The organism is Microbacterium jejuense, assembly GCF_019511665.1.
In the GTDB taxonomy this organism is placed as follows: domain Bacteria; phylum Actinomycetota; class Actinomycetes; order Actinomycetales; family Microbacteriaceae; genus Microbacterium; species Microbacterium jejuense_A.
Window position 1 is genome coordinate 19,372 of the sequence record NZ_JAEUAW010000018.1, and the last position, 25,400, is coordinate 44,771.

26 protein-coding genes are annotated in these 25,400 nt (G+C 70.9%); 10 read left to right on the forward strand and 16 right to left on the reverse strand.

From position 1 onward, the window contains the following. Positions 1 to 12 precede the first annotated feature (12 nt). On the forward strand, positions 13 to 348 hold the full coding sequence (locus tag JNB62_RS17070; RefSeq protein ID WP_220302101.1) for a cupin domain-containing protein: 336 nt from the start codon (positions 13 to 15) through the stop codon (positions 346 to 348). 16 nt (positions 349 to 364) lie between these two features. Here the strand turns inward: JNB62_RS17070 and JNB62_RS17075 are convergent, their stop codons facing one another. From JNB62_RS17075 to JNB62_RS17125, 11 genes are all read right to left on the reverse strand, one after another. After that, complete coding sequence (locus JNB62_RS17075; protein WP_220302102.1) at positions 365 to 2,608, reverse strand: glycoside hydrolase family 31 protein; 2,244 nt, start codon at positions 2,606 to 2,608, stop codon at positions 365 to 367. After that, positions 2,605 to 3,768, reverse strand: a complete 1,164-nt coding sequence (locus JNB62_RS17080) for a glycoside hydrolase family 15 protein (protein WP_220302103.1) — start codon at positions 3,766 to 3,768, stop codon at positions 2,605 to 2,607. The genes JNB62_RS17075 and JNB62_RS17080 overlap by 4 nt, the downstream gene beginning before the upstream one ends. A 70-nt stretch (positions 3,769 to 3,838) precedes the next feature. Then, a complete protein-coding gene (locus JNB62_RS17085; protein WP_220302104.1) occupies positions 3,839 to 5,089 on the reverse strand; it encodes an ABC transporter substrate-binding protein in 1,251 nt (416 codons plus the stop codon). 55 nt (positions 5,090 to 5,144) lie between these two features. Beyond that, positions 5,145 to 5,960: a carbohydrate ABC transporter permease gene (locus JNB62_RS17090; RefSeq protein WP_220302105.1), complete on the reverse strand. Its 816-nt coding sequence runs from the start codon at positions 5,958 to 5,960 to the stop codon at positions 5,145 to 5,147. Continuing rightward, complete coding sequence (locus JNB62_RS17095; RefSeq protein WP_220302106.1) at positions 5,953 to 6,909, reverse strand: carbohydrate ABC transporter permease; 957 nt, start codon at positions 6,907 to 6,909, stop codon at positions 5,953 to 5,955. The genes JNB62_RS17090 and JNB62_RS17095 overlap by 8 nt, the downstream gene beginning before the upstream one ends. Further along, positions 6,906 to 8,114: an ROK family transcriptional regulator gene (locus JNB62_RS17100; RefSeq protein WP_220302107.1), complete on the reverse strand. Its 1,209-nt coding sequence runs from the start codon at positions 8,112 to 8,114 to the stop codon at positions 6,906 to 6,908. The genes JNB62_RS17095 and JNB62_RS17100 overlap by 4 nt, the downstream gene beginning before the upstream one ends. Before the next feature lie 95 nt (positions 8,115 to 8,209). After that, entirely contained in the window at positions 8,210 to 8,716 is a 507-nt protein-coding gene (locus JNB62_RS17105; RefSeq protein WP_220302108.1) for a GNAT family N-acetyltransferase, read from the reverse strand. Between the two features lie 33 nt (positions 8,717 to 8,749). Continuing rightward, positions 8,750 to 9,829 (reverse strand): DNA glycosylase AlkZ-like family protein, encoded by a 1,080-nt coding sequence (locus tag JNB62_RS17110; protein WP_220302109.1) that lies wholly within the window; start codon positions 9,827 to 9,829, stop codon positions 8,750 to 8,752. After that, the gene (locus tag JNB62_RS17115; RefSeq protein ID WP_220302110.1) at positions 9,826 to 10,446 is read right to left on the reverse strand and encodes a dihydrofolate reductase family protein; all 621 of its coding nucleotides are present in this window, start codon (positions 10,444 to 10,446) and stop codon (positions 9,826 to 9,828) included. The genes JNB62_RS17110 and JNB62_RS17115 overlap by 4 nt, the downstream gene beginning before the upstream one ends. Positions 10,447 to 10,545: 99 nt before the next feature. Beyond that, positions 10,546 to 11,331: a 23S ribosomal RNA methyltransferase Erm gene (gene erm / locus JNB62_RS17120; protein WP_220302111.1), complete on the reverse strand. Its 786-nt coding sequence runs from the start codon at positions 11,329 to 11,331 to the stop codon at positions 10,546 to 10,548. 230 nt (positions 11,332 to 11,561) lie between these two features. Further along, entirely contained in the window at positions 11,562 to 11,924 is a 363-nt protein-coding gene (locus JNB62_RS17125) for a winged helix-turn-helix transcriptional regulator (RefSeq protein ID WP_220302112.1), read from the reverse strand. A gap of 107 nt (positions 11,925 to 12,031) precedes the next feature. Between JNB62_RS17125 and JNB62_RS17130 the strand changes: the two genes are divergently transcribed. Continuing rightward, entirely contained in the window at positions 12,032 to 12,907 is an 876-nt protein-coding gene (locus tag JNB62_RS17130; protein WP_220302113.1) for an NAD(P)H-binding protein, read from the forward strand. A 69-nt stretch (positions 12,908 to 12,976) separates the two neighbouring features. On the opposite strand, the gene JNB62_RS17135 is transcribed toward JNB62_RS17130, so the two are convergent. Further along, positions 12,977 to 13,378 (reverse strand): PPOX class F420-dependent oxidoreductase, encoded by a 402-nt coding sequence (locus tag JNB62_RS17135; RefSeq protein WP_220302114.1) that lies wholly within the window; start codon positions 13,376 to 13,378, stop codon positions 12,977 to 12,979. Between the two features lie 61 nt (positions 13,379 to 13,439). On the opposite strand from JNB62_RS17135, the gene JNB62_RS17140 reads away from it, so the two are divergent. Next, positions 13,440 to 14,018: a DUF2510 domain-containing protein gene (locus tag JNB62_RS17140; RefSeq protein ID WP_220302115.1), complete on the forward strand. Its 579-nt coding sequence runs from the start codon at positions 13,440 to 13,442 to the stop codon at positions 14,016 to 14,018. Positions 14,019 to 14,024: 6 nt separating this feature from the next. Here JNB62_RS17140 and JNB62_RS17145 read toward each other — a convergent pair whose 3' ends face one another. Both JNB62_RS17145 and JNB62_RS17150 read right to left on the reverse strand, forming a co-directional pair. Further along, entirely contained in the window at positions 14,025 to 14,726 is a 702-nt protein-coding gene (locus JNB62_RS17145) for an NUDIX hydrolase (protein WP_220302154.1), read from the reverse strand. Positions 14,727 to 14,801: 75 nt separating this feature from the next. Then, positions 14,802 to 16,103 carry a M18 family aminopeptidase gene (locus JNB62_RS17150; RefSeq protein WP_374451158.1) on the reverse strand — a complete coding sequence of 434 codons (1,302 nt, stop codon included), beginning with the start codon at positions 16,101 to 16,103 and terminating at the stop codon, positions 14,802 to 14,804. 247 nt (positions 16,104 to 16,350) lie between these two features. On the opposite strand from JNB62_RS17150, the gene JNB62_RS17155 reads away from it, so the two are divergent. Next, a complete protein-coding gene (locus JNB62_RS17155; RefSeq protein WP_220302116.1) occupies positions 16,351 to 17,319 on the forward strand; it encodes a lytic transglycosylase domain-containing protein in 969 nt (322 codons plus the stop codon). Between the two features lie 90 nt (positions 17,320 to 17,409). Here the strand turns inward: JNB62_RS17155 and JNB62_RS17160 are convergent, their stop codons facing one another. After that, entirely contained in the window at positions 17,410 to 17,754 is a 345-nt protein-coding gene (locus JNB62_RS17160; protein ID WP_220302117.1) for a DUF2200 domain-containing protein, read from the reverse strand. Positions 17,755 to 17,920: 166 nt separating this feature from the next. On the opposite strand from JNB62_RS17160, the gene JNB62_RS17165 reads away from it, so the two are divergent. The 5 genes from JNB62_RS17165 to JNB62_RS17185 are packed head-to-tail and all read left to right on the forward strand — an operon-like array spanning position 17,921 to position 21,703. Next, positions 17,921 to 19,552: a plasmid pRiA4b ORF-3 family protein gene (locus tag JNB62_RS17165; protein ID WP_220302118.1), complete on the forward strand. Its 1,632-nt coding sequence runs from the start codon at positions 17,921 to 17,923 to the stop codon at positions 19,550 to 19,552. After that, on the forward strand, positions 19,546 to 19,836 hold the full coding sequence (locus JNB62_RS17170; protein ID WP_220302119.1) for a type II toxin-antitoxin system Phd/YefM family antitoxin: 291 nt from the start codon (positions 19,546 to 19,548) through the stop codon (positions 19,834 to 19,836). The genes JNB62_RS17165 and JNB62_RS17170 overlap by 7 nt, the downstream gene beginning before the upstream one ends. Then, complete coding sequence (locus JNB62_RS17175) at positions 19,833 to 20,246, forward strand: type II toxin-antitoxin system VapC family toxin (protein ID WP_220302120.1); 414 nt, start codon at positions 19,833 to 19,835, stop codon at positions 20,244 to 20,246. The genes JNB62_RS17170 and JNB62_RS17175 overlap by 4 nt, the downstream gene beginning before the upstream one ends. Before the next feature lie 50 nt (positions 20,247 to 20,296). After that, positions 20,297 to 20,593, forward strand: a complete 297-nt coding sequence (locus tag JNB62_RS17180; protein ID WP_220302121.1) for a DUF503 domain-containing protein — start codon at positions 20,297 to 20,299, stop codon at positions 20,591 to 20,593. 27 nt (positions 20,594 to 20,620) lie between these two features. Next, a complete protein-coding gene (locus JNB62_RS17185; RefSeq protein WP_220302122.1) occupies positions 20,621 to 21,703 on the forward strand; it encodes a hypothetical protein in 1,083 nt (360 codons plus the stop codon). A 12-nt stretch (positions 21,704 to 21,715) separates the two neighbouring features. On the opposite strand, the gene JNB62_RS19645 is transcribed toward JNB62_RS17185, so the two are convergent. Then, the gene (locus JNB62_RS19645; protein WP_308291839.1) at positions 21,716 to 23,731 is read right to left on the reverse strand and encodes an acyltransferase family protein; all 2,016 of its coding nucleotides are present in this window, start codon (positions 23,729 to 23,731) and stop codon (positions 21,716 to 21,718) included. Positions 23,732 to 23,892: 161 nt separating this feature from the next. Here JNB62_RS19645 and JNB62_RS17195 point away from each other — a divergent pair, with 161 nt between their 5' ends. After that, positions 23,893 to 25,395, forward strand: coding sequence for a SulP family inorganic anion transporter (locus tag JNB62_RS17195; RefSeq protein ID WP_220302123.1), 1,503 nt, complete (start codon positions 23,893 to 23,895; stop codon positions 25,393 to 25,395). Positions 25,396 to 25,400: the final 5 nt, after the last annotated feature.

Here is a 25,400-nt window from a genome sequence, read left to right on the forward strand (position 1 = left end):
AAGGCGATGCCGATGGACAGCACAGACCTGGCCGACCTGATCGACGAGCTGACGGCGACCGCGAAGGACGCCTCCAGCGGCCGCGCCGCCCGCACGATCAGGGGCGGCCACGAGCACGCGCTGCGCGAGACGGTCATCGCCCTGCGCGCCGGCCATGAGCTCGCCGAGCACGAGAGCCCGCACGAGGCCACGCTGCAGGTGCTGCGCGGCCGGGTGCGGCTCGTGGCGGGCGACGAGTCATGGGACGGCGTCTCGGGCGATCACCTCACGATCCCCTCGCGCCGCCGCAGCCTCGAGGCGCTCGACGACTCCGTCGTGCTGCTGACCGTCTCGAACCGCGTGCCCTGAGGCGGCCGGCGCGCGCTCAGTCGTCGGCGCGGAACAGCGCGCTCAACTCCGGCGCGGACGCCCCTCGGGCGAACACCGGAATGCGGTCCAACGGCGCGTCCACATCGACGATCCGCCCGCCCGCGAGCATCTCACCCGTCCACACGTCGGTCCACTCCCCGGGCGGCAGGTACAGCGTGCGCCGGACAGCGCCGGACTGCACCACCGGCGCGATCAGCAGGTCGTCGCCGAGGAGCCATTGCGCGTCGGACGTCCACACCGCAGGATCGTCCGGCCACTCGAAGAACAGCGGGCGCATGAGCGGCGCGTCGGTGGAGACCGCCGCTGAGGCCGCGCGCTGCAGATAGGGAACGAGCCGTTCGCGCAGCCGTGTATAGCGACGGAACAGTGGCAGCACGCGGTCGTCGCCGGTGCGCTCCGCGATGTTCCACGGCGTCCGATCCCGTGACGGTGTGCGGTGGTGGTTGAACTCGGAGTGGTACTGCATGATCGGCACGAACACGGAGGCCTGCGTCGCGCGGATGTAGAGCTCCGCCGTCGGGATCTCGCCTGAGAAGCCCGCGATGTCCCACCCCCAGTACACGAGGCCGGAGGCGGCCGCCGTGAGACCCGCGTTCATCGACCAGCGGAAAGCGTCCCATGTCGAGTTCTCGTCGCCGGCCCAGAACGCGCCGTGCGCCTGCGACCCGGTGAAGCCGGCGCGGCTGAACGTCACGGGCGCCTTGCCGCTCGATTCGAGCAGGCGCCCGTACGCGGCGGCGTACGCGACGGGGAACGTGTTGTTCTTCTCGTCCCCGCGCCCGCCGTCGAGGTACACCAGTTCGGCACCCCACGCGTGCTCGCCGCCGTCGGTCTTGAAGCCGTCGATGCCGATCTCGTCCACCAGGTAGCGGCGCTTCTCGGTCCACCACCGCGCAGCGCGCTCGTCGGTGAGGTCGGGCATGAGCCCGAGCGGGAACCACCAGCCACGGTTACGATACGGGCGGGTTCCGCCGCGCGGCTCGGGCTCGCGGATGAGAACGTCCTCGCGGATCGCCGCCCGCGCGTCCGCTGCCGCCTGGCCGTGCGGATGCGGCCGCATCTTGATGAGGGGGATCTGCCAGAGGTGCAGGCGGATGCCGCGCACGTGGAGTTCGTCGGTCATTCCCTTGGGGTCCGGCCAGGCGCCGTCGGCGGGGAAGGTGAAGTCTGAGAGCCGATGCGGAGCACCGTCGTCGCTCACCGCATAGCGGGCGTCACGGAACGCGGTGAAGGTCGACTCATCGCTCCATGCCTCGATCACGACGGACCCGACGGGGATGTCGTGCTGCCGGTGCAGCTCGACCTGGCGCATGACCTCGGCCTGCGTGTTCCACTCGTTGCCGCTCGCCCACAGTCGGAAGACCCACGCGGGCAGCTCGGTCGCCCGACCGACGCGATCGAGGAACCCACGCAGCACCTCCACCGGAGTCCCGGCGAACAGCCGCACGTCGACACGTCCGTCCTCGCCGACCTCGGCCTCGATGCCGATGCGAGCGGGGTCGGTGCGACCGAGGTCGAACCACACGCGACGTGATGTGTCGACGTGGAAACCCCAGCCCTCACCCCCGACCACGTGCGCGAACGGCATCGGCAGATACGTCTTGCGCTCGTCGCCCTGACTCTTGTACTGCTCGAACACCATCGAGTCGAGCTCGGCGCCGGTCTGATCGACGGCGTCGTACCGCTCGCCGAAGCCGGTGACCCGCTCGCCCGCGGCCAGCGGCAGGGCGAACCGCACGCGCCACGCGCGGCGCCCGTCGTGCAGCTGCTCGACGGTGCCCTCGACAGCACGCGCACCGCCGTGCTGGATGAGCGCGTCCGAGGCGGGGATCCAAGCCGCGGCGCGGAACTCGAACCAGCGCGTACGCTCCGTGGTGCCGTCCTCGCGGGTGCCGCTGAACCGGTAGCGATAGGTCCCGCCCGAGCGCAGTGCCGGCGTGACCACCTGCCAGCCTCCGACGGCGCGGGCCATGCGGCTCGCCGCCGACGCCAGGTGCCCGCCGTCGGTGACGCGTCCGCGCGACGTCGTCGCCACGCGGGCGAGCTCGAGCTCGTGCGTCTCGTGCGTCGGGTCGGCGGCATCCCCCCACCATTCCAGAGTGCACGAGACCGCGACGATGCGGGCGTCGGCGCGGATGCCGAGCGTCGTTGTGTCGCCGGCGAGCGGGACCACCGGCCAGCGCTGCTCGGTGTCGACGGAGTACGGGTGACCGGAACCGGCGGGGCGGTGGCGGATCATCGGGTGAGTCCTTCCTGCTGGGGTGCGGCGGCGGCATCGGACAGCTCCGCGACGTCGACGCGGCCGAGAGCGAGTCCCAGCCGGAGGAACATGGCGTGGCTCCACAGCAGGGGCGTCGCGGCGGTGCCCCACCGGTCGATCCACGGCTGCTGCATGCGGGGGGCGATGAGGTGCCCGTCGACCTGCTCGGGCAGATCGAGGTCCGCCGTCGCCGTGGCAGCGGCCCACTCGAGCAGTTCCTCTGCGCGCGTGCGGTCACCGGCGGCCAGGTGAGCCAGGCCGAGGAAGCACGAGAGCAGGGGCCAGCGCCCGCCGCCGAAGAAGGTGTCGCCGAGGTAGCGGTGCACTCCCCCGTCGACTGTCACGTGCGACTCGAGGACGTCGATCGTCGCCCGCGCGACCGGCGACGATGCGTCGACGAAGGCCAGCGGCGCGATGACCGCGGCGAGGCTCCCATCGACGGCGGTGCTGCCGATCCACTTGATGAGATGGCCGTCGGCGGTTCCCCGGGCGGCGACGAGGTCACGGATCGCGGGCACGATCCGCCGCGCCCCGTCCGCGCGTGCCGCGCCGATCAGACCGGAGCGCAGGGCGCCGTCCAGTCCGGCGGCGATGCACGCGAGCGTCGAGACATGCACGTGCTGGGAGTGCTCCTCCCACCAGTCGTAGCAGGGCCGCTGCCACGACGCGGCGAGGTAGTCGACGGTGAGCTCGACCGCCGGCCTGAAGGGAGCGGCATCCAGCCCATGACGCTCCAGATGCTCCGTGAGCGCCCACAGCCAGGTGCCGTACCCGTCGAGCTGGAAGTCCCACCACTCGTCGGCGCCGTCTTCGCCGGCGAATGTGAAGCGGGCAGGCAGCATGTGCTCTGCCGCGGGCGGACGCCCGGCGCGCGTCTCTGCCGCGATCCAGCGGATGTGATCGGCGCGCCGGCCGATGACGTCGGCGCACCACTGGAAGAAGCGGGTCGCCGAGTCGATCCGTCCGACCGCGGATGCGGCGTCTGCGATGAAGGCGCCGTCGCGCAGCCAGCTGTAGCCGACGTACGCCGAGAATGTCGGGCTGGCGGGGTACGCGCCCTCCGGGGTCTGAAGGTCGGTGATGAGTCTGATGCTGCGCTCGGCCAGGGCGCGGATGCGCACGTCGGAGGTATCGGTCACGGAGTGTCCTTCGGGGGATGGGCGGGGGGCCGGCGCGCCCGCGGCGGCACGCGCCGCGGGCACGCGGGCGTCAGTTCTTCAGCAGGCCGTCGACCTCGTCAGCGAGCGCCGGGATGGCCTCCTCTGTCGTCGCGCGGCCCGCCGCGATCTCGCCGAGCGCGTTGGTCACGGCGTCCTGGATCTGCTGGGCGTTGGCGCCGAGCTCAGGAGCCACCGCGATGTTCTCGAGCGAGTCGAAGACGGCCTGGCGGTTGGCCGGCGGGGTCTTCTCCAGGTAGGGCGCCAGCAGCGCGTCGTCGCTCACGGCGGGGAGCTCCCAGCCCGCGTCGAGGCGCACGTCCACCATCTCCTTCGAGCTGCTGAGGTACTCGGCCCACTTCTGCGCGGCCTCCTTGTGCTCGGAGTCCGCCGAGACGACGACGGCGTTCGAGAACGTGGCACTCGCCTGCTGGACGTCACCGGGCTCGACGGCGATGTCCCACGTGAACGGAAGATCGCCCACGAGGCCGATCATCCAGATCCCGGTGTGCCACATCGCGAGCTTGCCGTCCTTGAACAGATTCAGGTCGAAGTCGGGCGTGCCCGCGCCGTCGGCGGCGGTCGGCATGACGGTGCCCGACTTGCCGGCGAGCCAGTCGGCGGCGGCGTCGCCCGCGTCCGAGTCGAACGCGGCAGCAGAGCCGTCCTCGTTGAGGAAATCGCCTCCGGCCTGCTGAACCGCCTTGTAGTACTCGTAGTACGAGATCGGCTGGTAGTCGCCCCACACCCCTGCCGAGGCGTCGGTGAGCTTCTCAGCCGCCGTCTGCTCGTCGGCCCAGGTCCAGTCGGACGTCGGGTACGAGACGCCCGCGGCGTCGAACAGATCGGCGTTGTAGAACAGCACCACGTTCGAGAACGACGTGGGCAGGCCGTACTGGCCGCCGTCCACGTTGTACGTGTCGAGCACCGACGTGCGGTACGCCGCGTCGTCGACGTCGGAGAGCTCGGCGAGCACTCCGCTCGCCTGGATGTTCGCGAAGCTGCCGGCGTCGACGTCGAAGACGTCCGCTGAGGTGCCTGCGGCGAGATCGGTCTGCAGCTTCGTGAAGTAGTCCGCGTACGCCGACGTCGTGACGTCGATCGTGATGCCGGGGTTCTCCTCCTCGAACGCGTCGACGATCTTCTGCAGGTTCTCTTCATTGCCTCCGTTGGAGATGAAGTTCGAGTACGTCACGGTGACGGCGTCGCCGTCGCCGGAGTCGTCGCCGGCGGACGTGCAGCCGGTGAGGCCGACCGCCGCGAGGGCTGCGACGGATGCCGTCGCGATGAGCGTCTTCTTCATGTGAGTGCAATCTCCTTCGATCGTTGCGGTGAGGTGTTCGGGACGTGCTGCCGGGTCATTTCAGCCCCGTCCCCGCGACGCCCTGAACGATGTACTTCTGGGCGAAGACGTAGAGCGCGAACATCGGGATGATGCTGATGACGGATCCCGCCATGAGCACGTCCCACTGCGTCGAGTACTGGCCCTGCAGCGTCGACAGCGCGACGGGCAGCGTCTGCATCAGCGGGTCCCGCAGGATGATGAGCGGCCACAGGAAGCTGTTCCACGTGTTGAGGAACGCGAAAACCGCGAGGGTCGCGAGCGCCGGCCGGACCAGCGGCAGCACGATCACCCAGAAGATGCGGAAGTGGCCGGCGCCGTCGAGGGTCGCCGCCTGATCCAGGTCGTGCGGCACCGTGTTCATCGCCTGACGGAGCAGGAAGACACCGAACGCCGAGGCGATCGTGGGCAGGATGGCCCCCAGATACGTGTTGATGAGGCCGAGGGTCTTCATCTCGGCGAACAGCGGCACGATGAGCACCTGAAACGGGATCATCATCGTCGCGAGGTACAGCACGAAGATCGCACCGCGGCCCCGGAACGGCATGCGCGAGAACACGTAGGCGGCCATCGCGCTCGTGACGACCTGCAGCAGGGTGCTGACGACGGCGATGAGCAGCGAGTTGCCGATCACCCGCGCGAAGGGCACACGGTCGAACAGCTCCAGGTACGGCGAGAGCGACGGGTCGTCGGGGATGAGCTTGGGCGTCGTCGTGAGTGTCGCACCGGGCGTGATCGAGGTGACGACGGTCCACACGAACGGGAACACCATGATCAGCGCGCCGACGACGAGGACGACGTACAGCAGGGTCGTGCGCAGCGGCTTAGTCATAGTTCACCCACTTGCGCTGGCCGTAGAACTGGACGAGCGTGACGATCAGGATCACGAAGAACAGCAGCCACGAGAGCGCCGAGGCCATCCCGGCCTGCCCGTAGCGGAACGTCAGATCGTAGACCTGCTGCACCACCACCTGACTCGAGTTGTTCGGGCCGCCGCCGGTCATCACGAACACCTGGTCGAAGACCTGGAAGCCGTTGATGAGCGACAGCACGATGACGAAGAACGTCGACGGCGACAGCATCGGCAGCGTGATCCCGAACAGACGTCGCCACCACCCCGCGCCGTCGATCTCGGCTGCTTCGTACAGGTCGGGGTTGATGGCCTGCAGACCGGCGAGCAGGATCACCATGACGAAGCCGAGGTCCTTCCACGCCGACGCCACGATGATCGACGGCATGGACCATGCGGGGTCGGCCCACCACCCCGGCCCCTCGACGCCGAACCACGCGAGCACGGTGTTCACCACGCCCGTGCTCGGGTTGAGCAGCCAACGCCAGACGAGGGCGACGACCACCCAGCTCGTGATGACGGGCAGGAAGTAGACCCCGCGCAGCAGCGCGCGGCCGCGCAGGCGCGTGTTCAAGGCGAGCGCCAGCGCCAGGCCGCCGACGTACACGAGTGGCAGATAGCCGACGATGTAGTACACCGTGTGCAGGAACGCCTGGTGCGTCGCGGGGTCGGTGAGCAGGTGAGCATAGTTGTCGAGACCCACCCACTGCATGGCGCCGATGAGGTTCCACGAGTGCAGGCTCGTCCACGCCGCCGAGATCATCGGCCCGATCACGAAGGCGAGCAGCGGGATCAGGCTCGGCAAGAGGAAGACCGCCACCGTGAGGGCGTAGGTCGCCCTGCGACGCCGGGACCGAGGCCGCGGGGAGTCGGCCGGCTGGTCAGGTGGCGGGGACTCGGATGCCGCCGACCGCAGCGCGATGGTCGTCACGACTTCGCCTCCATCGAAGCCACGAGACGTTCCCGCACGAGGCGTCCCTGGTCGCCCGCGACGCCGCGCGCGTCGAACGGCGTCGCGAGCACGAGGGCGGCGGCGCCCTGCGCCCAGCGATCGTCCTCCCACTGCTCGACCACCACCGGTGTGCCCCGCTTTCCGGGCACGAGGGCGCTGCGCAGAGCACGGTCGAACGCCGCCGTCCAGTGCGACCACGCCTGCACTCCTTCGCCGAGCAGCACGACGATGTCGGGGTCCAGCAGGTTGACAGCGCCGGCGAGCGCGCGGCCGAGCTGGTGTCCCGCGTGGGCGAAGATCTCACGTGCGTCCTCGTTGCCGCCGTCGGCGAGTGACCGCAGTTCGTCGATGCCCTCCTGGGGGCCGACGAGCCGGATCGACCGGGCATCGTTGACGAGAGCGCCCTGTCCGATGATGGCCTCCAGACACCCCCGATTTCCGCACTGGCAGAGCGGGCCGTCCTCTCGCACGGGGATGTGGCCCAGGTCGCCGGCCCCGCCGGCGCGTCCGCGCACCATCGCGCCGTCCGAGATCAGCCCGGCGCCGACGCCGTTGCCGATCGTGACCACCAGTACGTTCCGGTGTGCGCGGCCCTGGCCGAACAGCTGCTCCGCGACGCTGAGGGCGTTGACGTTGTTCTCGACGACGACGGGAAGATCGAGTCCGCGTCGCAGGATCTCGCCGAGAGGCACCTGGTTCCAGCCGAGCTGCGTCGAGTCGACGATGCCGATGCCACGCTCGGCGACCGTGCCCGGCAGCCCGACGCCGACGCCGACGATGCGACCCGCACCGTCGGCGGCGACGAAGTCCCGCACGCGTTCGACGAGAGCAGACGTCGCCAGCGGCGAGATCGCGTCGAACCCGCTCGTCTCGGAACGCAGCACGTTCCCGTCGATGCCCACCTCGACGATCGCGAGGTGGTCGGGCGCCACTTTCACGCCGATCGCGGTCGCGTCCTGCGAGACCAGGCCGAGCATGCGCGCGGGGCGCCCCCCGCTGCTGCTCGCCTGTTCCAGTTCCTCCACGAGATCGTCCGCCAGCAGATCGCGCGTCAGCTGCGTGATGAGCGCCGGCGAGACGTCGAGGGCGCGCGCGAGATCGGCGCGCGACGCGGGACCGTGGGCACCGAGGTGCGCCAGGATCGCCGTCCGGGTGACGTCGGTCTGCGGTCGCGCTGCCGGCATTACTTCACTCCTTTGTTAAGTCGTGAAGAAACTGTAGGACGTGAGAGAGCCGCCGTCAAGCCGGACAGCGCCGACGGCGGATCAGGACGGCCGGATCAGGCCTCGAGCGTCGCGCTGAGCGCTCTCAGCGCATCGCCGGTGAGGCGCTGCGTGGTCCACTCGTCCATCGGCGTGGCGCCGATGGAGCGGTAGAACCCGATCGCAGGCTCGTTCCAGTCCAGCACCGTCCACTCCAGCCGCGAGTAGCCTCGCTCCTCGCACACGGCGGCGAGCGAGGCGATGAGCGCCTTGCCGTAGCCGGCGGCGCGGCACTCGGGCAGCACGATGAGGTCCTCGAGCCAGATGCCGTGCCGTCCGGTCCACGTCGAGTAGGTGACGAACCACAGGGCGATGCCGACGACGGCGCCACCGCGCTCGACGACGTGCGCGAACGCCTGCGGCGTCTGGCCGAAGAGTGTCTCGCGGAGCGCGTCCACGGTGTTCTCGACCGCGTCGGGCTCGCGCTCGTACTCGGCGAGTGCCCGGATGCAGGCCAGGATGCCGGGTTCGTCGCCCGGCCGGGCTTCGCGGAGGACGGCGTCATGGGCTAGCGTGCGGGGCATCACGCCGTCGAGCGTAGCCGCCTCACGTCGGGTTCACTGCAGGCCCGAGACTCCGACGCCGAGCCACTCGGCGAGGTCGGCGATCTCGGCGCGCACCATGTCCATCTCTTCGGGTTCGAACGGCAGGAACTCATGAATGGCATTGACGCGCAGCACCTCGTGGGCGCGGTCGACCTCGGCGTCCAGCATCCCGACGAAGCGATCCCCCAGCAGGATCGGATGCGCGAAGTAGCCGTAGATCCGCTGCGCCTTCGGCTTGAACTGCTCGAAGACGTACGTGAACTCGAACACCTCCTGCAGGCGGCGGCGGTCGAACAGCAGGCTGTCGTACGGGTTCAGGAACGCGACGCGGCCGCCGCTGTCGTCATCGAGGGCGGCGAGAGCCTCGGGGTCGACCCGGTACTTCGCCCCCTCGACCAGCGCGGGTTCGCCGGTCTCTTTCGCGATGCCCGACCACCACCAGTGCGCACGGGCGACCCCGCCGGCCTGCAGCCGTCGCTCCGACAGCATCCGCGCGGCCTCCTCGTCGCCGTACTCGGGAAGGTCCTTCGGGTAGACGCGCTCCGCGAGGTCCCACCGTCGATGCCGGCCCTCGCGGCCGACGACCGCGACCTCCCCTTGACGCAGCAGGAAGTCGAGCATGTGCGGCACCTGGTTCGTGCCCGACCACCCGTCCGGCGCACGGTTCACCTGTGCGGTGTCGGGGATGTCGCTCGTGAGGAGAGGTCCCTCGTCGCGGAGGCGCGCGAGCACCTCGGCGCGGAACACCGCGTTGGCCTCGAGCCATTCCCGGCTGCTCTCGCGCTGCGGCCACCTCCGCATGGCCGGCAGCATGAGGGGCAGCAGGCTGATGGGGCGGAACGCACCGTCGAACTCGAAGAGCAGCCGGTCTTGCTCGGCCGCCTTGCGCAGCTGACCAGGCTCGTACGACCAGCCGATCCGAGACCACGGGATGGTCTGCTCGCTGGGGGCGATCGTCGCGGTCGGGTCGATCTTGATCGCGGTGAGCTGCTCGGCCACCTCGATCACGTCGCCGGGCCGGTCGGCGTCGAGCAGCTGCGCACGGACGATGAGGCGGCGTGCCTGATCGCGCGTGAGCTCGTGCGGCGTCACGGGACGGTCGCCGCCCCGTCGGCCGGCAGCACGCGGTACCGCACGTGAGTGACGAGGGATGCCGCACGCCCCGCGATCTGCTCCAGCCGCAGCGGGCCGACGCCGTCGAAGAGCCGCAGCCCGTCGCCGAGGATGCTCGGCGAGATCTGCAGGGCGAGCTCGTCGACGAGGCCGGCGGCCAGGTAGGCGTTCGTCGTCGTCGGCCCGCCGGCGATGTGCACCGGCAGGTCGCCCGCGGCGTCCTTGGCCCGATCGAGAGCCGCGTGGATGCCGTCCGTGACGAAGTGGAACGTCGTGCCGCCCTCCATCACGAGCGGGTCGCGCGCATGGTGCGTGAGCACGAAGACAGGCCGGTGGTACGGCGGGTTCGGCCCCCACCACCCGCGCCAGTCGCGATCCCACTCGCCGCGCACCGGACCGAACATGTTGCGCCCCATGATGAAGGCCCCGGCCGCCACGATGGCGTCGATCTCGGCGCGGTTCTCGTCGGGAGTCTCGAACATCCACCGGTGCAGCGCTCCCTCGGGCACATCGCCGAACGGTCGCTCCTCGGTCTGGTGGTGTCCCGAGCCGATCCCGTCGAGCGAGATCGACATCGTGGCGACGACGGATGACATGGGCACCTCCGGTGCGGTCAGCGGGCTGTCCGCCCCACGCTAGCGTCGCCATCCGACAGCGCGACAGTCCTCCATCGACGGCGGTCCGGCCGCGACGCGTCACGCCTCGCGCCCGCGCAGTGCCTGCGCGACCCCACGCCACACCGCAGCCCATTGCTCGGGGCGCAGGTCGCGGGGCAGCGCGTCGGACGCGAGCCCTGCCTGCCTCACGACGGCGCGCGCCTGCGCCCTCGTGAGGCGGGTGCTGTGCTGCAGCAGCGCCGGGAGGCCGCTCCCCCGCGCCGTGAACATCGCGCGGACGAATCCTTCGTAGTCACGCCGATCGTGCGGATCGACGAGCGGTGTCGATCGGCGGTCGATGCGCAGCACACCGCCGTCGACGCTCGGCATCGGGGCGAAGTGCCGCGCGGGCACGCGGCCGTGGAGCGAGAAGGAGAACCACGGCGCCGCCTGCGCGGTCATCATCGTCGCGCCGCCGACGCCCGCGCGCTTGCGCGCCACCTCCCACTGCGTGAGGAGGATCGCCTGCTGCCACCCTCCCCCTGCGAGCAGGCGCCGCAGGATCGGCGTGGTGACGTGGTACGGCACGTTCCCGACCACGACAGCACTGTCCAGAGGATGGCGCAGGGCGTCGGCATGCTCGACGCGCACGTGCGGCAGGCGGCGCCGCAGGCTCCGCACGCGGTGCTCGTCGAGGTCGATCGCGACGAGTTCCCGACCCAGTCGGGCGAGAGGATCGGTCAGCGCGCCGTCACCGGCGCCGATCTCGAGGATCGGTCCGCGCGTGGCGGCGACGAGATCGACGATCCCCTGGATCGTCGCACGGTGGATGAGGAAGTTCTGGCCGAGCTCGTGTCGGCCGCCGTGGAGTGAACGGTTTCGCATGGGAGCGCTCCGGAGAAGAAGTCGGAGCACCCGGCGCACGCCGTGGGTGTGCGGTCCGTGGACGGACCAGGGGCGCGCGACGGATGCCTGGGCATCCGGATGACGGCGCGCTGCCGCGTGTGTCGCGAGGGCGCCGTCAGGCGCGACGGTCGCGGACGAAGAACGGGCACGCCATCATCGGCGCGCTCTTGATCATTCCCATGCCGACCACCTTAGCGCGGCGCGACGGCTCAGCCGGCGACGATCTCCCGCGCGTTCACGCCGATCCAGGCCATGAGCGGCATCATCCGCTCCATGAGCTCATCGCCGAGGGGCGTCAGCGCGTACTCGACGCGCGGCGGCACCTCCGGATACGACGTGCGCGAGACGAAGCCGTCCTTCTCGAGCGTCCGCAGCGTGGAGGCGAGCATCTTCTCGCTGATGCCCTCCACCCGACGCCGCAGTTCGCCCCAGCGCGTGGTCCCCTCGGTGAGCGCCATCAGCACGAGCACGCCCCACTTGCTCATGACGTGATCGAGCACGACGCGGGTCGGGCATGCCTCGTCGAAAGCGCCGGGCACTTCGGCGCGGATCTCCGCAAAACTCACCACCACGTGGGTACCTTACCTGAAAGTGGGTACCTCCGTCGCGGAATGCATCTGCACGACAGCGGCGTTGGCGTCGGTGATCGCGAAACGCGACCCCCGTCGAAAGGATCCCCATGACCATCCTCGTTACCGCCGCCGGCGGACAGCTCGGCCACCTCGTCATCGACGCCCTCCTGGATCGCGGCGTCGCCCCGGGCGACATCGTCGCCGGAGCCCGCACGATCTCGAAGGTCGCAGACCTCGAAGACCGCGGGATCCGCACCGTCGCACTCGACTACTCCGTGCCCGAGACGGTGGCCGCCGCCCTCGACGGCGTCGACACCGTGCTGCTCATCTCGGGGTCCGAGCCGGGCACGCGGTACGACGGCCACAAGAACGTGATCGACGCGGCCGCGGCGGCGGGGATCGCGAAGCTCGTGTACACGAGTCTGGCGCACGCGGACACGATCGACTTCGTGCTCGCCCCCGAGCACAAGGCCACCGAGGAGTACCTCGCGGCCAGCGGCGTCCCCGCCGTCGTGCTCCGCAACAACTGGTACATCGAGAACTACACGCCCGATGCGCTGCGTGCCGCAGAGACGGGCGTCATCGCGGCGTCCGTCGGCGACGGCCGCGTGGCCGCCGCGAGCCGCGCCGACTATGCCGACGCGGCCGCCGTGGTGCTCGTCGAGGACGGGCACGTCGGCCGCACGTATGAGCTCTCGGGCGACACGGCCGTGTCGTACGCCGAGCTCGCCGCGGCCGCAGCCGAGGCCGTCGGCCGCGATGTCTCCTACGTGCCGGTGACGCGCGAGCAGTTCGAGGCCGCGCTTACGGAGGCGGGCCTCGACGCGGGCACCGTCGGCTTCGTCGCCGCGATGGAGGACGGCATCGCCCGCGGCGTGCTCGCCGACGCCGACCCCACGCTCGCGCGCCTCATCCGTCGTCCGACCACCTCGGTCGCCGACGGCCTGCGCGCCGCCGTGGCGGCCGCGCGCGTCGACGCCTGACGCCCCGACACCGGACGAAGGGGGATGCCGCGAGCCGCGGCATCCCCCTTCCGTGTTCGGCGGGGCGGACTACTGCGCCGTCGCGCGCTCGATCGACATCACGAGGATCACGCGGTCGGCCTTGTCGCGCGGCGGAGTCGTGCTGGGGTTGCCGTAGCGGTTCTGCAGCCGCACGTAGAACGCTCCCTCGGGGTCGGGGATCACCTCGACCAGCCGGCCTGCGACCTCGAGGTAGTGGAACGGCTGCTCGGGGTCGATGATCGACAGCGCCATCGAAGGATTGCGCTGCAGGTTGCGGTACTTCTGCCGGTACGTGGTGTGGGTGAAGCGCACCTGATCGCCGACGACTTCGAACCACATCGGGTTCACCTGCACGGTGTCGTTCGGACGGATGGTGCCGAGGTGGCCGTAGACGGGCAGCTCGAGCAGATGGCGGCGGTCGGCGGGGACCAGTTCGTCGATCGAGGGCATCGCCCCAGTCTGCCGCGACCGGCAGGGGACGAGGGCCGCCGACACGAACTACTCTCGGACCATGGCGACGCAGCCCGCACCGGGGTGGTACGACGACGGAACCGGCAAGCAGCGCTGGTGGGACGGCACGCACTGGACCGACCAGTACATCGATCTGCGCGAGGGCGAGATCGAATTGCGATCGGATGCCGGCGTCCGCGGCTCAGGTCCGGCACAGGCCGGCTGGTACGACGATCAGCGCGGGCGCACCCGCTGGTGGGACGGTCGGCAGTGGACCCGCGACGTGCGGTACAGCGGCCAGCAGCAGGAGTTCGCGGGCATCGTGGTCGACGGACGCTGGATCCACTTCGGCGATCTCAGCCGTCCCGTGAGCGAGGTGACGGCGAGCGTCGCGACCGGCGACGCGCTGCTGCGCGACCCCGCGTTCACCCGCACGGCGGTCGAACGACGCCTGTTCGGGCCGTCGGGTCCGATCACGCCGCGCAGCCTCCATCGTGAGGTGGTGCGCACGCTGCCGCATCTGGTGGTCAGCAGCACAGCCCAGGTGTGGGCCGCGCCGTTCTCGCCGGGGAACGAGACCGCGGCAGAGCGCTTCGCGACGTGGGTGCGCTCCAGCGCCGACCACTACCGCTACCGCTGACGCGGGTCAGTCCTGGCCGGGCAGGACGAGGGGCAGCTCGCGCCGGTCATCCCACGGCTCGGTCCAGCCGAGGCGGTCGAACAGGCCCTCGAGCAGCATCGCGGTGAACCCCCACACCAGATGATCGCCGGACGGGTGCGGCACGAGGAAGCCCGGGCCTCGGAACTCCTGGCCGTCGCGGCGGATGACCGTGACGCCGCGGTTCTCGGGAGCGAGCAGGTCGGCCACGGGGGCCCGGAACACGTCGGCGGACTCGGCCTCGTCGACGACCCGGACCGGCGAGGGATGCCGCCACCACGCGAGCACGGGCGTCACGAGGTGCCGCGAGAACGCGAGCGGGATCTCGGGCAGCTCGCCCAGCACCTCGACGCCCGCCGGGTCAAGCCCGGTCTCTTCCCGCGCTTCACGAAGTGCGGCGGCCACGGGCCCGTCGTCGCCGGGGTCGAGCCGACCGCCCGGGAACGCCACCTGGCCGGGATGCGCGCGGAGCGTCTCGGCGCGCGAGAGCAGCAGCACATCGAGATCGCGAGAGACCGCGTGCGCCTGCGCCTCGTGGTCGCTCGGCAGGCCGTCGAGCACACCGAAGAGCATGAGCACCGCCGCGGGCCGCGGCTCGTCGACGGCGGGCAGATCGATCAGCGGCCCGGCAGACGCCTCGGCGAGCGCCGCGAGCTGCGCGCGGGCGCCGAGCACCGTCCCGGAAGTCATGGACTGCGGCACCCGTTCAGGCTACGCCCGGCCGGCGACACCGGGCCGGGCGACACCGGGCCCGCGCAGGACGGTTCAGCCGCGGAAGAACGTCTCGGCGACGCGCGTGAGGTCCCACAGATCGCTGACGCCCGCGAGCTCCCGTGCCGAGTGCATCGACAGGATCGGGATGCCGACGTCCACGGTCCGGATTCCCAGACGGGTCGCCGTGATGGGGCCGATCGTCGACCCGCACGGCACCGCGTTGTTCGAGACGAACTCCTGGCTCGTCACGCCGGCCGCCGCGCACCAGCCGTTCCACGCCGCGGCTCCGGCCGCGTCCGTGGCGTACCGCTGGTTCGCGTTGATCTTGAGGATCGGCCCCGACCCCAGCAGCGGCCGCACCACCGGGTCGTGCTTCTCGGCGTAGTTGGGGTGCACCGAGTGCCCGACGTCGCTCGACACGCACCACGACGCGGCGAGCGCGCGCAGCTGCTGCTCGCGGTCCGCGCCGAGCGACAGCCACACCCGCTCGAGCACATCCGACAGGAACGGACCGGCGGCGCCGGAACGGGTGCCCGAGCCGACCTCCTCGTGGTCGAAGACCGCGAGCATCGCGATGTGCCCGGCGTCGAACCCGTCCGCGGCGCGTTCGAGGGCGACGACGCCGGCATGTACCGAGGCGAGGTCATCCAGACGGCCCGAGGCGAAGAACACGCCGTCGCGTCCGAAGCGCGCACCGGGCGCCGCATCGGCGGTCACGATGTCGTAGCCGCGGATGCGGGCCGCGTCGACGCCGGCCTCGCGGGCGAGCTCGGCCAGCAGGTCGGCCGAGTCGGCCTCACCGAGCCCCCACACCGGCTGCGTCTGTGACTGCTTGTCGAGGGCGAGGTGGTCGTTGGCCTCACGGTCGAGGTGGATCGCGAGCTGCGGCAGCCGCAGCAGCGGGCCGGTCGCCGCGAGCGCGGTCGTGCCGTCGTCGAGCACGAGACGGCCCGCCAGGCGCAGCTCGCGGTCGAGCCACGAGTTGAGCAGCGGCCCGCCGTACACCTCGACGCCGGCCTGCAGCCAGCCCAGGCGTCCTGTCGTCGGGCGCGGCTTGAGCTTGAACGCCGGCGAGTCGCTGTGCGCGCCGAAGATGCGCACCGGCGTCGATGCCGTGGCACCGTCCGGCACGACCCACGCGATCGCCGCGCCGTCGCGGACCACCACGAACCGGCCGCCCGGGGCCGCGGGCCACCCGGCGTGTTCGTCCAGCCGCGTGAACCCCGCGTCTTCGAGGCGTCGCGCGACCTCCGCCGCGGCGTGGAAACTCGACGGCGAGGCCGTGACGAACGCGGAGAGATCGTCGGCGTGGGCGGCAGCGGAGGCTGAAGCGGCGGGGGCGGTCACAGGCACGGAGGAGCCTCCTGAGTCGGGTCGGACGGTCTCTCGATCGTAGTTCGGAGGGGGTTCCCAGGCGGCGCCGGCTGCAGGACGCAGCGTCGTGATCTGGCCTTTTCGACAGAACCGCTCACATGTAACGTTCAGGTAACGCACCGGAAGCGTCCAGAAAGCGGGGCAAGACTCGGGGACTTGTGTCCGCCCGAACGGGCACGACGCGTCTCCCGATGACGCATTTCGCTGATACGGAACCCGGTTTTTCATGCGCTCCCATACGACATTCCTGCCCGCCCGCCGCACGCTCCGCCGTGCCGAACGCCGTCTGCGCCGCCGCCCCGTCCTGATCGTCGCGACCCTCGCGCTGGGTCTCGTCGCTACGGCCGGATTCACCACGGCCGCCCCCGCTTCGCTGGCTTCGGCCTCCGGTTCCCAGCCGGACTTCGCCCTCGCCTCCTACTCCACCCCTCTCACCGCCGACATCGCGGGCGCCGACGCCCCGGCCGGCGCGGACGACGCCGTCACCGCCGCCACGGCAGCCATGACGGCCGCCTCGACCGTCACCTCTGACATCGCCGCGTCCGGTCTGGACGTCGGCACGCCCGACACCACCGTCGACACGAGCGAGCTGCAGACCGCCGTCGAGCAGCTGCAGCGCGCCGAGGCGTTCCCGGCCCTGTACGCGGACGACTTCACCGCCGCCGTCACGAGCCTCACCGCATCCGTGAACGAGCAGGCCGCCGGGCTGCGCGGCAAGCTCGACGCCGCCGTCGCCCTCAAGGCGCAGCAGGAGGCGGAGGCGAAGGCCCGTGCCGAAGCAGAGGCCGCCGCCGCGGCAGCTGCCGAGAAGGCGAAGGCCGCTCAGGCGGCCGCGCCGAAGAAGTCGAGCGGCTCGTCCGCCCCCGCGCCGTCGTACGCCGCCAGCGGCACCAGCGCCGGCGAGGCGCAGGCGACCGCCCGTGCCATGATCGCCGGCTACGGCTGGGGCGACGACCAGTTCGCGTGCCTCGTCTCGCTGTGGAACAAGGAGTCCGGCTGGCGCTACAACGCGTCCAACCCGAGCGGTGCGTACGGCATCCCGCAGGCGCTGCCCGGCAGCAAGATGAGCACCTACGGCGCCGACTGGCAGACCAACCCCGCGACGCAGATCGCGTGGGGCCTGGGCTACATCTCGGGTCGCTATGGCACGCCGTGCGGCGCGTGGGGCCACTCGCAGTCGACCGGCTGGTACTGACTCACCGGCTCACCAGAGCCACCGCTTCATCCGGAGGGGACGCGTCCACAGGGCGCGTCCCGTCCGGCGTCTCGGCCGCGGCCTGCCTGCTCAGGCGCCGCGCAGGATCTTCTCCATCGCCTTGCCGCGCGCGAGCTCGTCGACGAGCTTGTCCATGTACCGGATCTTCTGCATGAGCGGATCCTCGATCTCTTCGACACGCATGCCGCAGATGACCCCCGTGATGAGCGAGGCGTTCGGGTTGAGGTCGGCCTCAGCGAAGAAGTCCTCGAGCGTCGTGCGCTCATCGATGTGCTGCGCCAGCGCCGCGTCGTCGAAGCCGGTGAGCCACTCGATGACCTCGTCGAGCTCGGCGGTCGTGCGCCCCTTCTTCTCCACCTTCGTGACGTAGAGCGGATACACCGAGGCGAACGGCAGCGAGTAGATCCGATGCATGCCCTCAGGCTACGCGCCCGCGGCCGGACGGCTGAGGGAGAGTGGATGCCGCGGCCGCCAGCATCCACTCTCCCGAGCTTCCTCCCCAGGCGGGCACGAAGGCGCGTCCTCCACCGATCGACGGAGCGGCGACCGTGAGCCACCGCGCGAGTCGTAGCTTTTCGCCATGCGTTCCCCCGTTCTGCGCCATGTCGTCCACCTGAAGCTCACACTTGCGAGTCATTCCGCCACGATCTGGCGCGAGGTGGTGGTCGATCGAGATCTGACGCTCGCAGACCTCCACCGCGTCGTCAGGGTGCTGCTCGACGGCCCGCGATGCGCTCACCATCTGTTCACCGACCGCATCGAGCGATCAGGCGGGTTGCGGCCACGACGGCGGTGGGGCGACAAGTGGACGATGATCGACTTCCGCGACCCGACGGTCATCGACGAGGCCACAGCTCGGATCGGCACGACGCTTGCAGAGGCGGGCACGCTCGTCCTCGCTCACACGTGCGACACCGGCTGGGCGGTCACCATCGCGCCCGGCATCGACGACATCGTGGCGGCTTCCGAACCACCTGCCCGGGTGGTCGATGGTGAGGGACGCGCTCCACTGCCATGCTCACGCGGCGAGTACGAGCACACGGTCCTCGCTGACGCCCTCGACGATCCCGAGCATCCTCAGCACGCGGTGTTCCTGCAGCATCTGTCCTGGCTTCGCGGACCATGGGCCCCGACCGAGACTGAGGCGTTCGATGCTGCGTCCATCCAAGATCGGCTCGACGAGATGCTCGGTGCGGGCCCGCTCACGGCCCCGGGCCTGCCCTCGTTCGTCGCGCAGCTCCCGGTTGTCGCCCAGCCGGGTGCGCGCGCACGCATCGCGGCCGCAGGTCTCGATCTTCCGACTGTGGTCACGACCGACGAGATGACGGAGTTCGTGCGCGTTCTGGGGTGGATCGTGGGGCGCGCGCACACCGACGGGATCCCCCTGTCGGACGGCACCCCCGAGACGTCGTTCGCGACCGATGCGGCACTCGTCCTCGGCGTCGGCGAGGATCGGATTCGGTCCACCGCGGCGATCGCGAAGAGGCTTCGGCTGCTGTACACCCGACACGGTCGCCTGCGGGCGAAGAAATCCGCAGCCGACGTCATCACGTCAGCCCCCGCACTGTGGTCGGCGCTGGCCGAGGCCGTGCGGCAGAGCGGCAGCCTCGGTACACCACCACCTGCTGCTGAACTGCTGTTGCTCGCAATCGCGGACGGCAGCCTTGCTGATCCGCGAACCGGCACTCGCGATGTCGCCCACGCGTACGAACTCCTGAACGCCAGGCATGCCGTCGCAACCGAGTACCGATGGCCCCGGGAGGCGGACGACTGCGGCCAACGGTGCGAGTGCCTTGCCTCTCCCGCGGGAACCTGGCACGACCTGGTGACGACCACGATCCAGAACGCAGTCCTCGAGGCCCGAGCCGCGGGCGTCGAGCATGTGATCTCGACCGTCGAGGCCGACGGCCTCGGCCTGCCGTGGGACTGGAGGCACGCGGGCGCGTCGGTGTCCGACGGCTATGGACCCGCCCACCCTGCAGCGACACGGGCGCGACAGCGAGCCGGCGACCCGGCCGGTCGATTCCTCGACGATGTCCGCGGGCTCATCGAGGTGCTGTCGGTGCTGGGCCTCGACCACGCAGACGACGGATCGTGGGTCGTCCCGCCCGTGCTGCGCGAGTTCGCGCGCGCCGCTCTGCAGCCTGACGTCTCGCGGCGGATTCAGGCTCGTACATCAACGTACAATTACGTACAATACGGGGCATGGTGACCATCAGCGCGAGCACGGCCCGGCAGACGCTCCCGGCACAACTCGACCGCGTCGCGCAGGGGGAAGAGGTGGCCATCACGCGTCACGGACGCGTCGTCGCGGTACTCGTGAGCCCGGAGGCTCTTCGCGCCCGGCGGGCGCCTCAGATGTGGGAACGGGCGGACGAGCTGGGGGCGCGCCTCGCGAGCTTGCGCGCCCAGCCCGCCTCACCGGCGGAGATCGACCCGACTCGCGTAGGCGAGCTCACCGCCGAGGCCCAACACTCGAGGTCGCGCGGACGGTGACCATCGCGTTCGACGCCGACGTGCTGATCTATGCGGCCGTCCGCGACCATCCACTCGGCGCACGGGTCCGGGGTGTCCTCGACGATGCACGGACCGACAGTGTCGGATCGGTGCTGCTCCTTCCCGAGGTGCTGGCGAAGCCGTTGCGCGACGGTCCCGGCTCCGCCGAGGTCGAGGCTCTGCTGAGCGTCCTCGCCCGCATGGACCTCCGCCCGTTCGACGAGCCCACCGCGCGCCTGTCGGTGATCCTTGCCGCCGAGCACAACCTGCGTGCAGCAGACGCCGCCCATCTCGCAACGGCGATCGCCTCCGAAGCCGACCGGTTCGTGACGAATAATCGCAAGGACTTCCCCCGCTCCATCCCCGAGATCGAGATCGTGTATCCCGACGACCTTCCCGCAGTCGGCTAGTCAGTTCCAGCGGTTCGCCCCTCGACCCGGTTCGGGGCAGACTGATGCCCATGTGGATCGGATGGATCGAGTTCGACCTGCTGCTGGGCGACGTGCACTCGCTGAAAGAGAAGCGCGGCCTGCTGCGCCCGCTGCTGGCCGATCTGAGTCGCCGGACCGAGGTGGCGGTGGCCGAGGCGGGTGCGCACGACCTGCACCGACGCGCCGTCGTCGGGGTTTCCGCCGTCGGCGCGGACCTGCCCCACGTGCGGGACGTGCTCGATCGGGCCGAACGGCTCGTCGCCGACGAGCATCCGGAGTTCACCATCCTCTCGACGCGCCGCGGCCTGCACTCCAGCGAGGACTGAGCGCTGTGCTCGGCTAGCGTGAAGGGCGTGCTGGCGACCTCCCTCGACACGTCGGCGTTGACGGAGCCGGTGGACCGCGACGGCCTTGCCGCGTACCGCGAGACCCTCCCCGCCGCCATCCGCGGCCCCGTCCACGCGATCTGGTGGCCCCGCGTCGTGCTCGCGGCGGCGTCGGCCTTCCTGGCGGGATTCTTCGCGTGGCTGCTGCTCGGCACGGGCGAGGTCACCGTCGACGATGTCGTCGTCGCAGCCGGGGCGATCGGACTCGCCGTCGGTCTCATCGCCCTGACCGCCGTCGCCGTCGCGCGAGACCTCGCGCGCCGCAGCGGCCGGCGGCAGTGGCGCCTGTCGCGCTTCGCGGCCGGGAACGGACTGACCTACACGCCTGTTGCGGGCCGCCTGGAGCTTCCGGGGATGATCTTCGGCGCGCGGGATGCGCAGGTCGCCTGGGACGTGGTGAGGGATGCCGGCGGCCTCGTGGTCGGCAACCAGACCTTCTCCACCGGCAGCGGCAAGAACCGCCGTACCCACCGCTGGGGGTTCGCCACCGTGAGGCTCGGGACGACGCTCCCCCACCTGGTGCTGGATGCGACAGCCAACGATGCGCTCACGTTGTCGAACCTTCCGGTCTCACTCGACCCGGCGCAGCGGCTCAGCCTGGAGGGCGACTTCGACCGCCACTTCACGCTGTACGCGCCGGCGGGCTACGAGCGCGACGCCCTCTATCTGTTCACACCGGATGTCATGGCGCGATTCGTGGACCGCGCTGCCGCCCTCGACGTCGAGATCGTCGACGACCGGCTGCTGCTCTACTCGCGCAGCGACCTCTCGACGCTCGAGCCGGAGGTGTGGGAATGGGTGTTCGCGACGATCGCTGCGCTCACCGCCCAGGTCGCGCAATGGCAGCGCTGGCGGGACGCGCGCCTCGGCGAGACCCGCGTCGTGACGGACGGCGCCCGAGTGCGCATCCTCCGGCCGCCCCGCGGCGTCGCCGTCCCGGGGCGGCGGCTCACCGAGCGGGTGCACTGGATCTGGATCGTGCTCGGACTGGTGTTCGCGGGGATGGGCCTCTTCGCGATCCTCGACGACGCGTTCGGGCTGATCCCGTGACCTGCCGCCGCGTCACGGCGCCGGCGTGACCAGCAGCGGGCGGAGCGCATCGCCCAGCACGCCCGAGAGGTCGCCGCTGATCGCCGCCGTGAGGTGGTGCGAGTCGCGGTAGACGAGGGTGTTGCCGAGGATCGGCGGGCACTGCGTCGCATCGCACAGATAGCCGTTGAGATCCAGGAGCGGGATGCCGCGCTCCGACGTCGCCGTCACCTCCGCCTCGCGGGCGGGACCCGAGAGCGCGACGGCGCGGTCGCGTCCGCACGTCTCGGCATCCGACAGGTGCGCCGACAGGCAGGGCGCCGGATCCTCCCGCAGGTCGGGCGTGTCGGCGATCACGGCGGTCGGCGCGTGCAGGGCGTCGAGGGTGCGGCCGAGTGCGGCATCCCAGGTCTTCGCGTCGTCGTCGACGCCGGGTGCGAGCTGCGCGCCTCCGTACGTCGCCACGAGGACGAGCGCCGGAGGGTCGGCGTTGATGCGGTCGATGACCGCGTCGCGCCAGGTCGGGCACTGCGGGTAGGGCGCGCCGCGGCGCAGCGTCTCGATGTCGGCCGCGGGGCATGAGCTCTTGGTCTGCACCTCGACCGCGTACCCCGCCGACTCGGCGAACCGCTGCAGCGCGGGGAACCACTGCGCCGCGTGCGAGTCTCCGAACAGGACGATGACGGGCGCCGCCTCGTCGCCGTAGCGGCAGCCGCGGGCGTCCGTGGCGGCGATGCCGCGCATGCAGCCGTCGTCGTACACGGCGGGAAGGCTCTCTCGCGCGTCGCGCAGGTCGGGCGCGAGGTTGTCGGGCACGAAGTCGGTGCCGCTCGGGAGCTGCCTGATCACGGTTCCCTCCGCCGCCTTCTCGGCGTGCAGGGCCTTCGTGTCGGCGACCGCGTACGCACCGCTCGCGATGCCCAGGCACGCCAGCGACCCGGCGAGCGCGCCGACCAGTGTGACGCGCGCCCGCCGCTTCGTGAGCACGGGCGCCCGGCGGACGGGGTCCTCGACGAACCGGTACAGCAGCCACGCCGCCGGCACGCATGCCGCGGCGATCAGCAGCGTCGCCCACAGCGGCAGCGGCCCCGGCACCACCGCTCCCGGCAGCACAAGCGCGGGCCAGTGCACGAGGTACAGCGAGTACGAGATCGTGCCGATCAGCACCATAGCCCGCGTCGACAGCACGCGGGTCGGCCCGCCACGGGTCTCACCGGCGGCGATGACCGCCGCGGTTCCGAGCACCGGCAGGGCGGCCGCGACGCCGGGGAACGTCGTGTCGGACGAGAACAGGACGATGGATGCCGCCACCCCCGCGATCCCGGCCCACCCGGCGATCGGCGCCCACCGCGCGCTGCCCAGCCGTGGGCGATGCTGGAGCAGGGCGGCGACGAGGCCGCCGACTCCGAGTTCCCACGCACGGGACGGCAGCGAGAAGAACGCCCATGGCTGCGCGGCGGCCGTCAGCCAGACGCACCAGGCGAAGGAACAGACCACGATCACGGCGAGGACGACGACGAGGACGCGCCGTGACCGCACCAGCGCCCACACCAGCGCGAGCAGCGCCGGCCACAGCAGGTAGAACTGCTCTTCGACACCGAGCGACCAGTAGTGCTGGAACAGCGACGGGTTGGACGACTCGGCGAGGTAGTCCGAATCCGCGAGCGCGAAGAAGTAGTTCGGAACGTACAGCGCGGTGGCGACGGCCGCCGCCCAGACGTCCTTCATGAGCAGCGGCGGGTACCAGACGAGCGCCGCCGCGACGGTCAGTGCCAGCACCACGAAGGCGGCGGGCAGGATGCGCCGCGCGCGCCGCGCGTAGAACGTGCCGAAGCGCAGCCGGCCATGCTGCTGCAGCTGCTGGAGCAGGTGCGTCGTGATGAGGAAGCCCGAGATCACGAAGAAGACATCGACGCCAACGTATCCGCCCGGGAGGAACGGGACCCCGGCGTGATACAGCAGCACCGCCCCGACCGCGATCGCACGCAGTCCCTGGATATCGGCGCGAAAACCCGAGTGGTCGGGCTGGGCGCGGGCTCGGTCCACCACTCGTCCGACTGTAGGGAGCCCTCGCCCACGGAGACACCCCCTTGACGCACCGCACGGCCGTCGATTATCGCGGCGACTAGAGTCGTGGGGGCCGCGCGGGTCGCGGCATCCCGCCTGAACATCCTCTGCGGCGCAACGGCGCGCACCCGACTGGAGTCCCCGTGTCTGCCGCCACCGCTGAACCCCACGACCGCTACCGTGTCACGCCCACCGTGCTGCAGGCGCTGCGCAGCCCCCGGCTGCTGACGCGCGAAGTCGTCGCGGGGCTCGTCACGGCGCTCGCGCTGATCCCCGAGGCGATCGCGTTCTCGGTCGTCGCGGGGGTCGACCCCCGCGTGGGCCTGTTCTCGTCGTTCGTGCTGGCCGTCGTGATCGCCTTCACGGGCGGGCGCCCGGCGATGATCACCGCCGCAGCGGGTGCCGTCGCCCTCGTGATCGCCCCGGTCGCGCGTGAGCACGGGCCCGACTACCTCATCGTGACGATCGCGCTCGCGGGGCTGATCCAGGTGCTCTTCGCCGTGCTGGGCGTCGCCCGCCTCATGCGCTTCATTCCGCGCAGCGTCATGGTCGGCTTCGTCAACGCGCTCGCGATCCTCATCTTCCTGTCGCAGGTGCCGCAGCTCATCGACGTGCCGTGGCCCGTGTACGTCCTCGTCGCCGCGGGGCTGGGCGTCCTGCTGGTGTGGCCGCGCATCACGCGCGCGATCCCGGCCCCGCTCGTCGCGATCGTGCTCCTGACGGCGGCGGTCGTGGCCTTCGGGATCTCGGTGCCGGACGTCGCCGACCAGGGCGAGCTGCCGCGCAGCCTGCCCGAGTTGCTGATCCCGCACGTGCCGCTGACGTGGCAGACGCTGCAGATCGTCGCGCCGTTCGCGTTCGCCGCGGCGCTCGTCGGGCTGCTGGAGTCGCTCATGACCGCGAAGCTCGTCGACGACCTCACCGACACGCACTCGCGCAAGACGCGCGAGGCGTGGGGTCTCGGCGTGGCGAACGTCGTGTCGGCGTTCTTCGGCGGCACCGGCGGCTGCGCGATGATCGGCCAGACGATGATCAACGTCAAGACCTCGGGCGGCCGCACGCGCATCTCGACCCTGTTCGCGGGCGTGTGGGTGCTGGTGCTCGTCGTCGCGCTCGGCGACATCGTGGGGCTCATTCCGATGGCGGCCCTCGTGGCCGTCATGATCGTGGTGTCGGCCATGACGTTCGACTGGCACAGCATCCGCCCGGCGACGCTGCGCCGCATGCCGCTCAGCGAGACAGCCGTCATGCTCGTCACGGTCGTCGCCACGGTGTGGACCCACAATCTCGCGGTGGGCGTCGTCCTCGGCGTCCTGGCCGCCATGGTGCTGTTCGCGCGGCGCGTCGCGCATTTCACGACGGTGACACGCACCCTCGACGGCGCCACGGCGCGCTACCGCGTCGACGGACAGCTGTTCTTCGCCTCGAGCAACGACCTCACCACCCAGTTCGAGTACGCGTCCGATCCCCCGCACGTCGTGATCGACCTCTCCCGAACCCACGTGTGGGACGCCTCGACGGTCGCCGCGCTCGACGCCATCGTCACGAAGTACGCGCAGCGGGGCACCACGGTGGAGCTGGAGGGCATGACCGACGCTGCGGCCGCCTTCCACCGCCGCCTGAGCGGCGAGCTCGGGTCGGCCTGAATCGC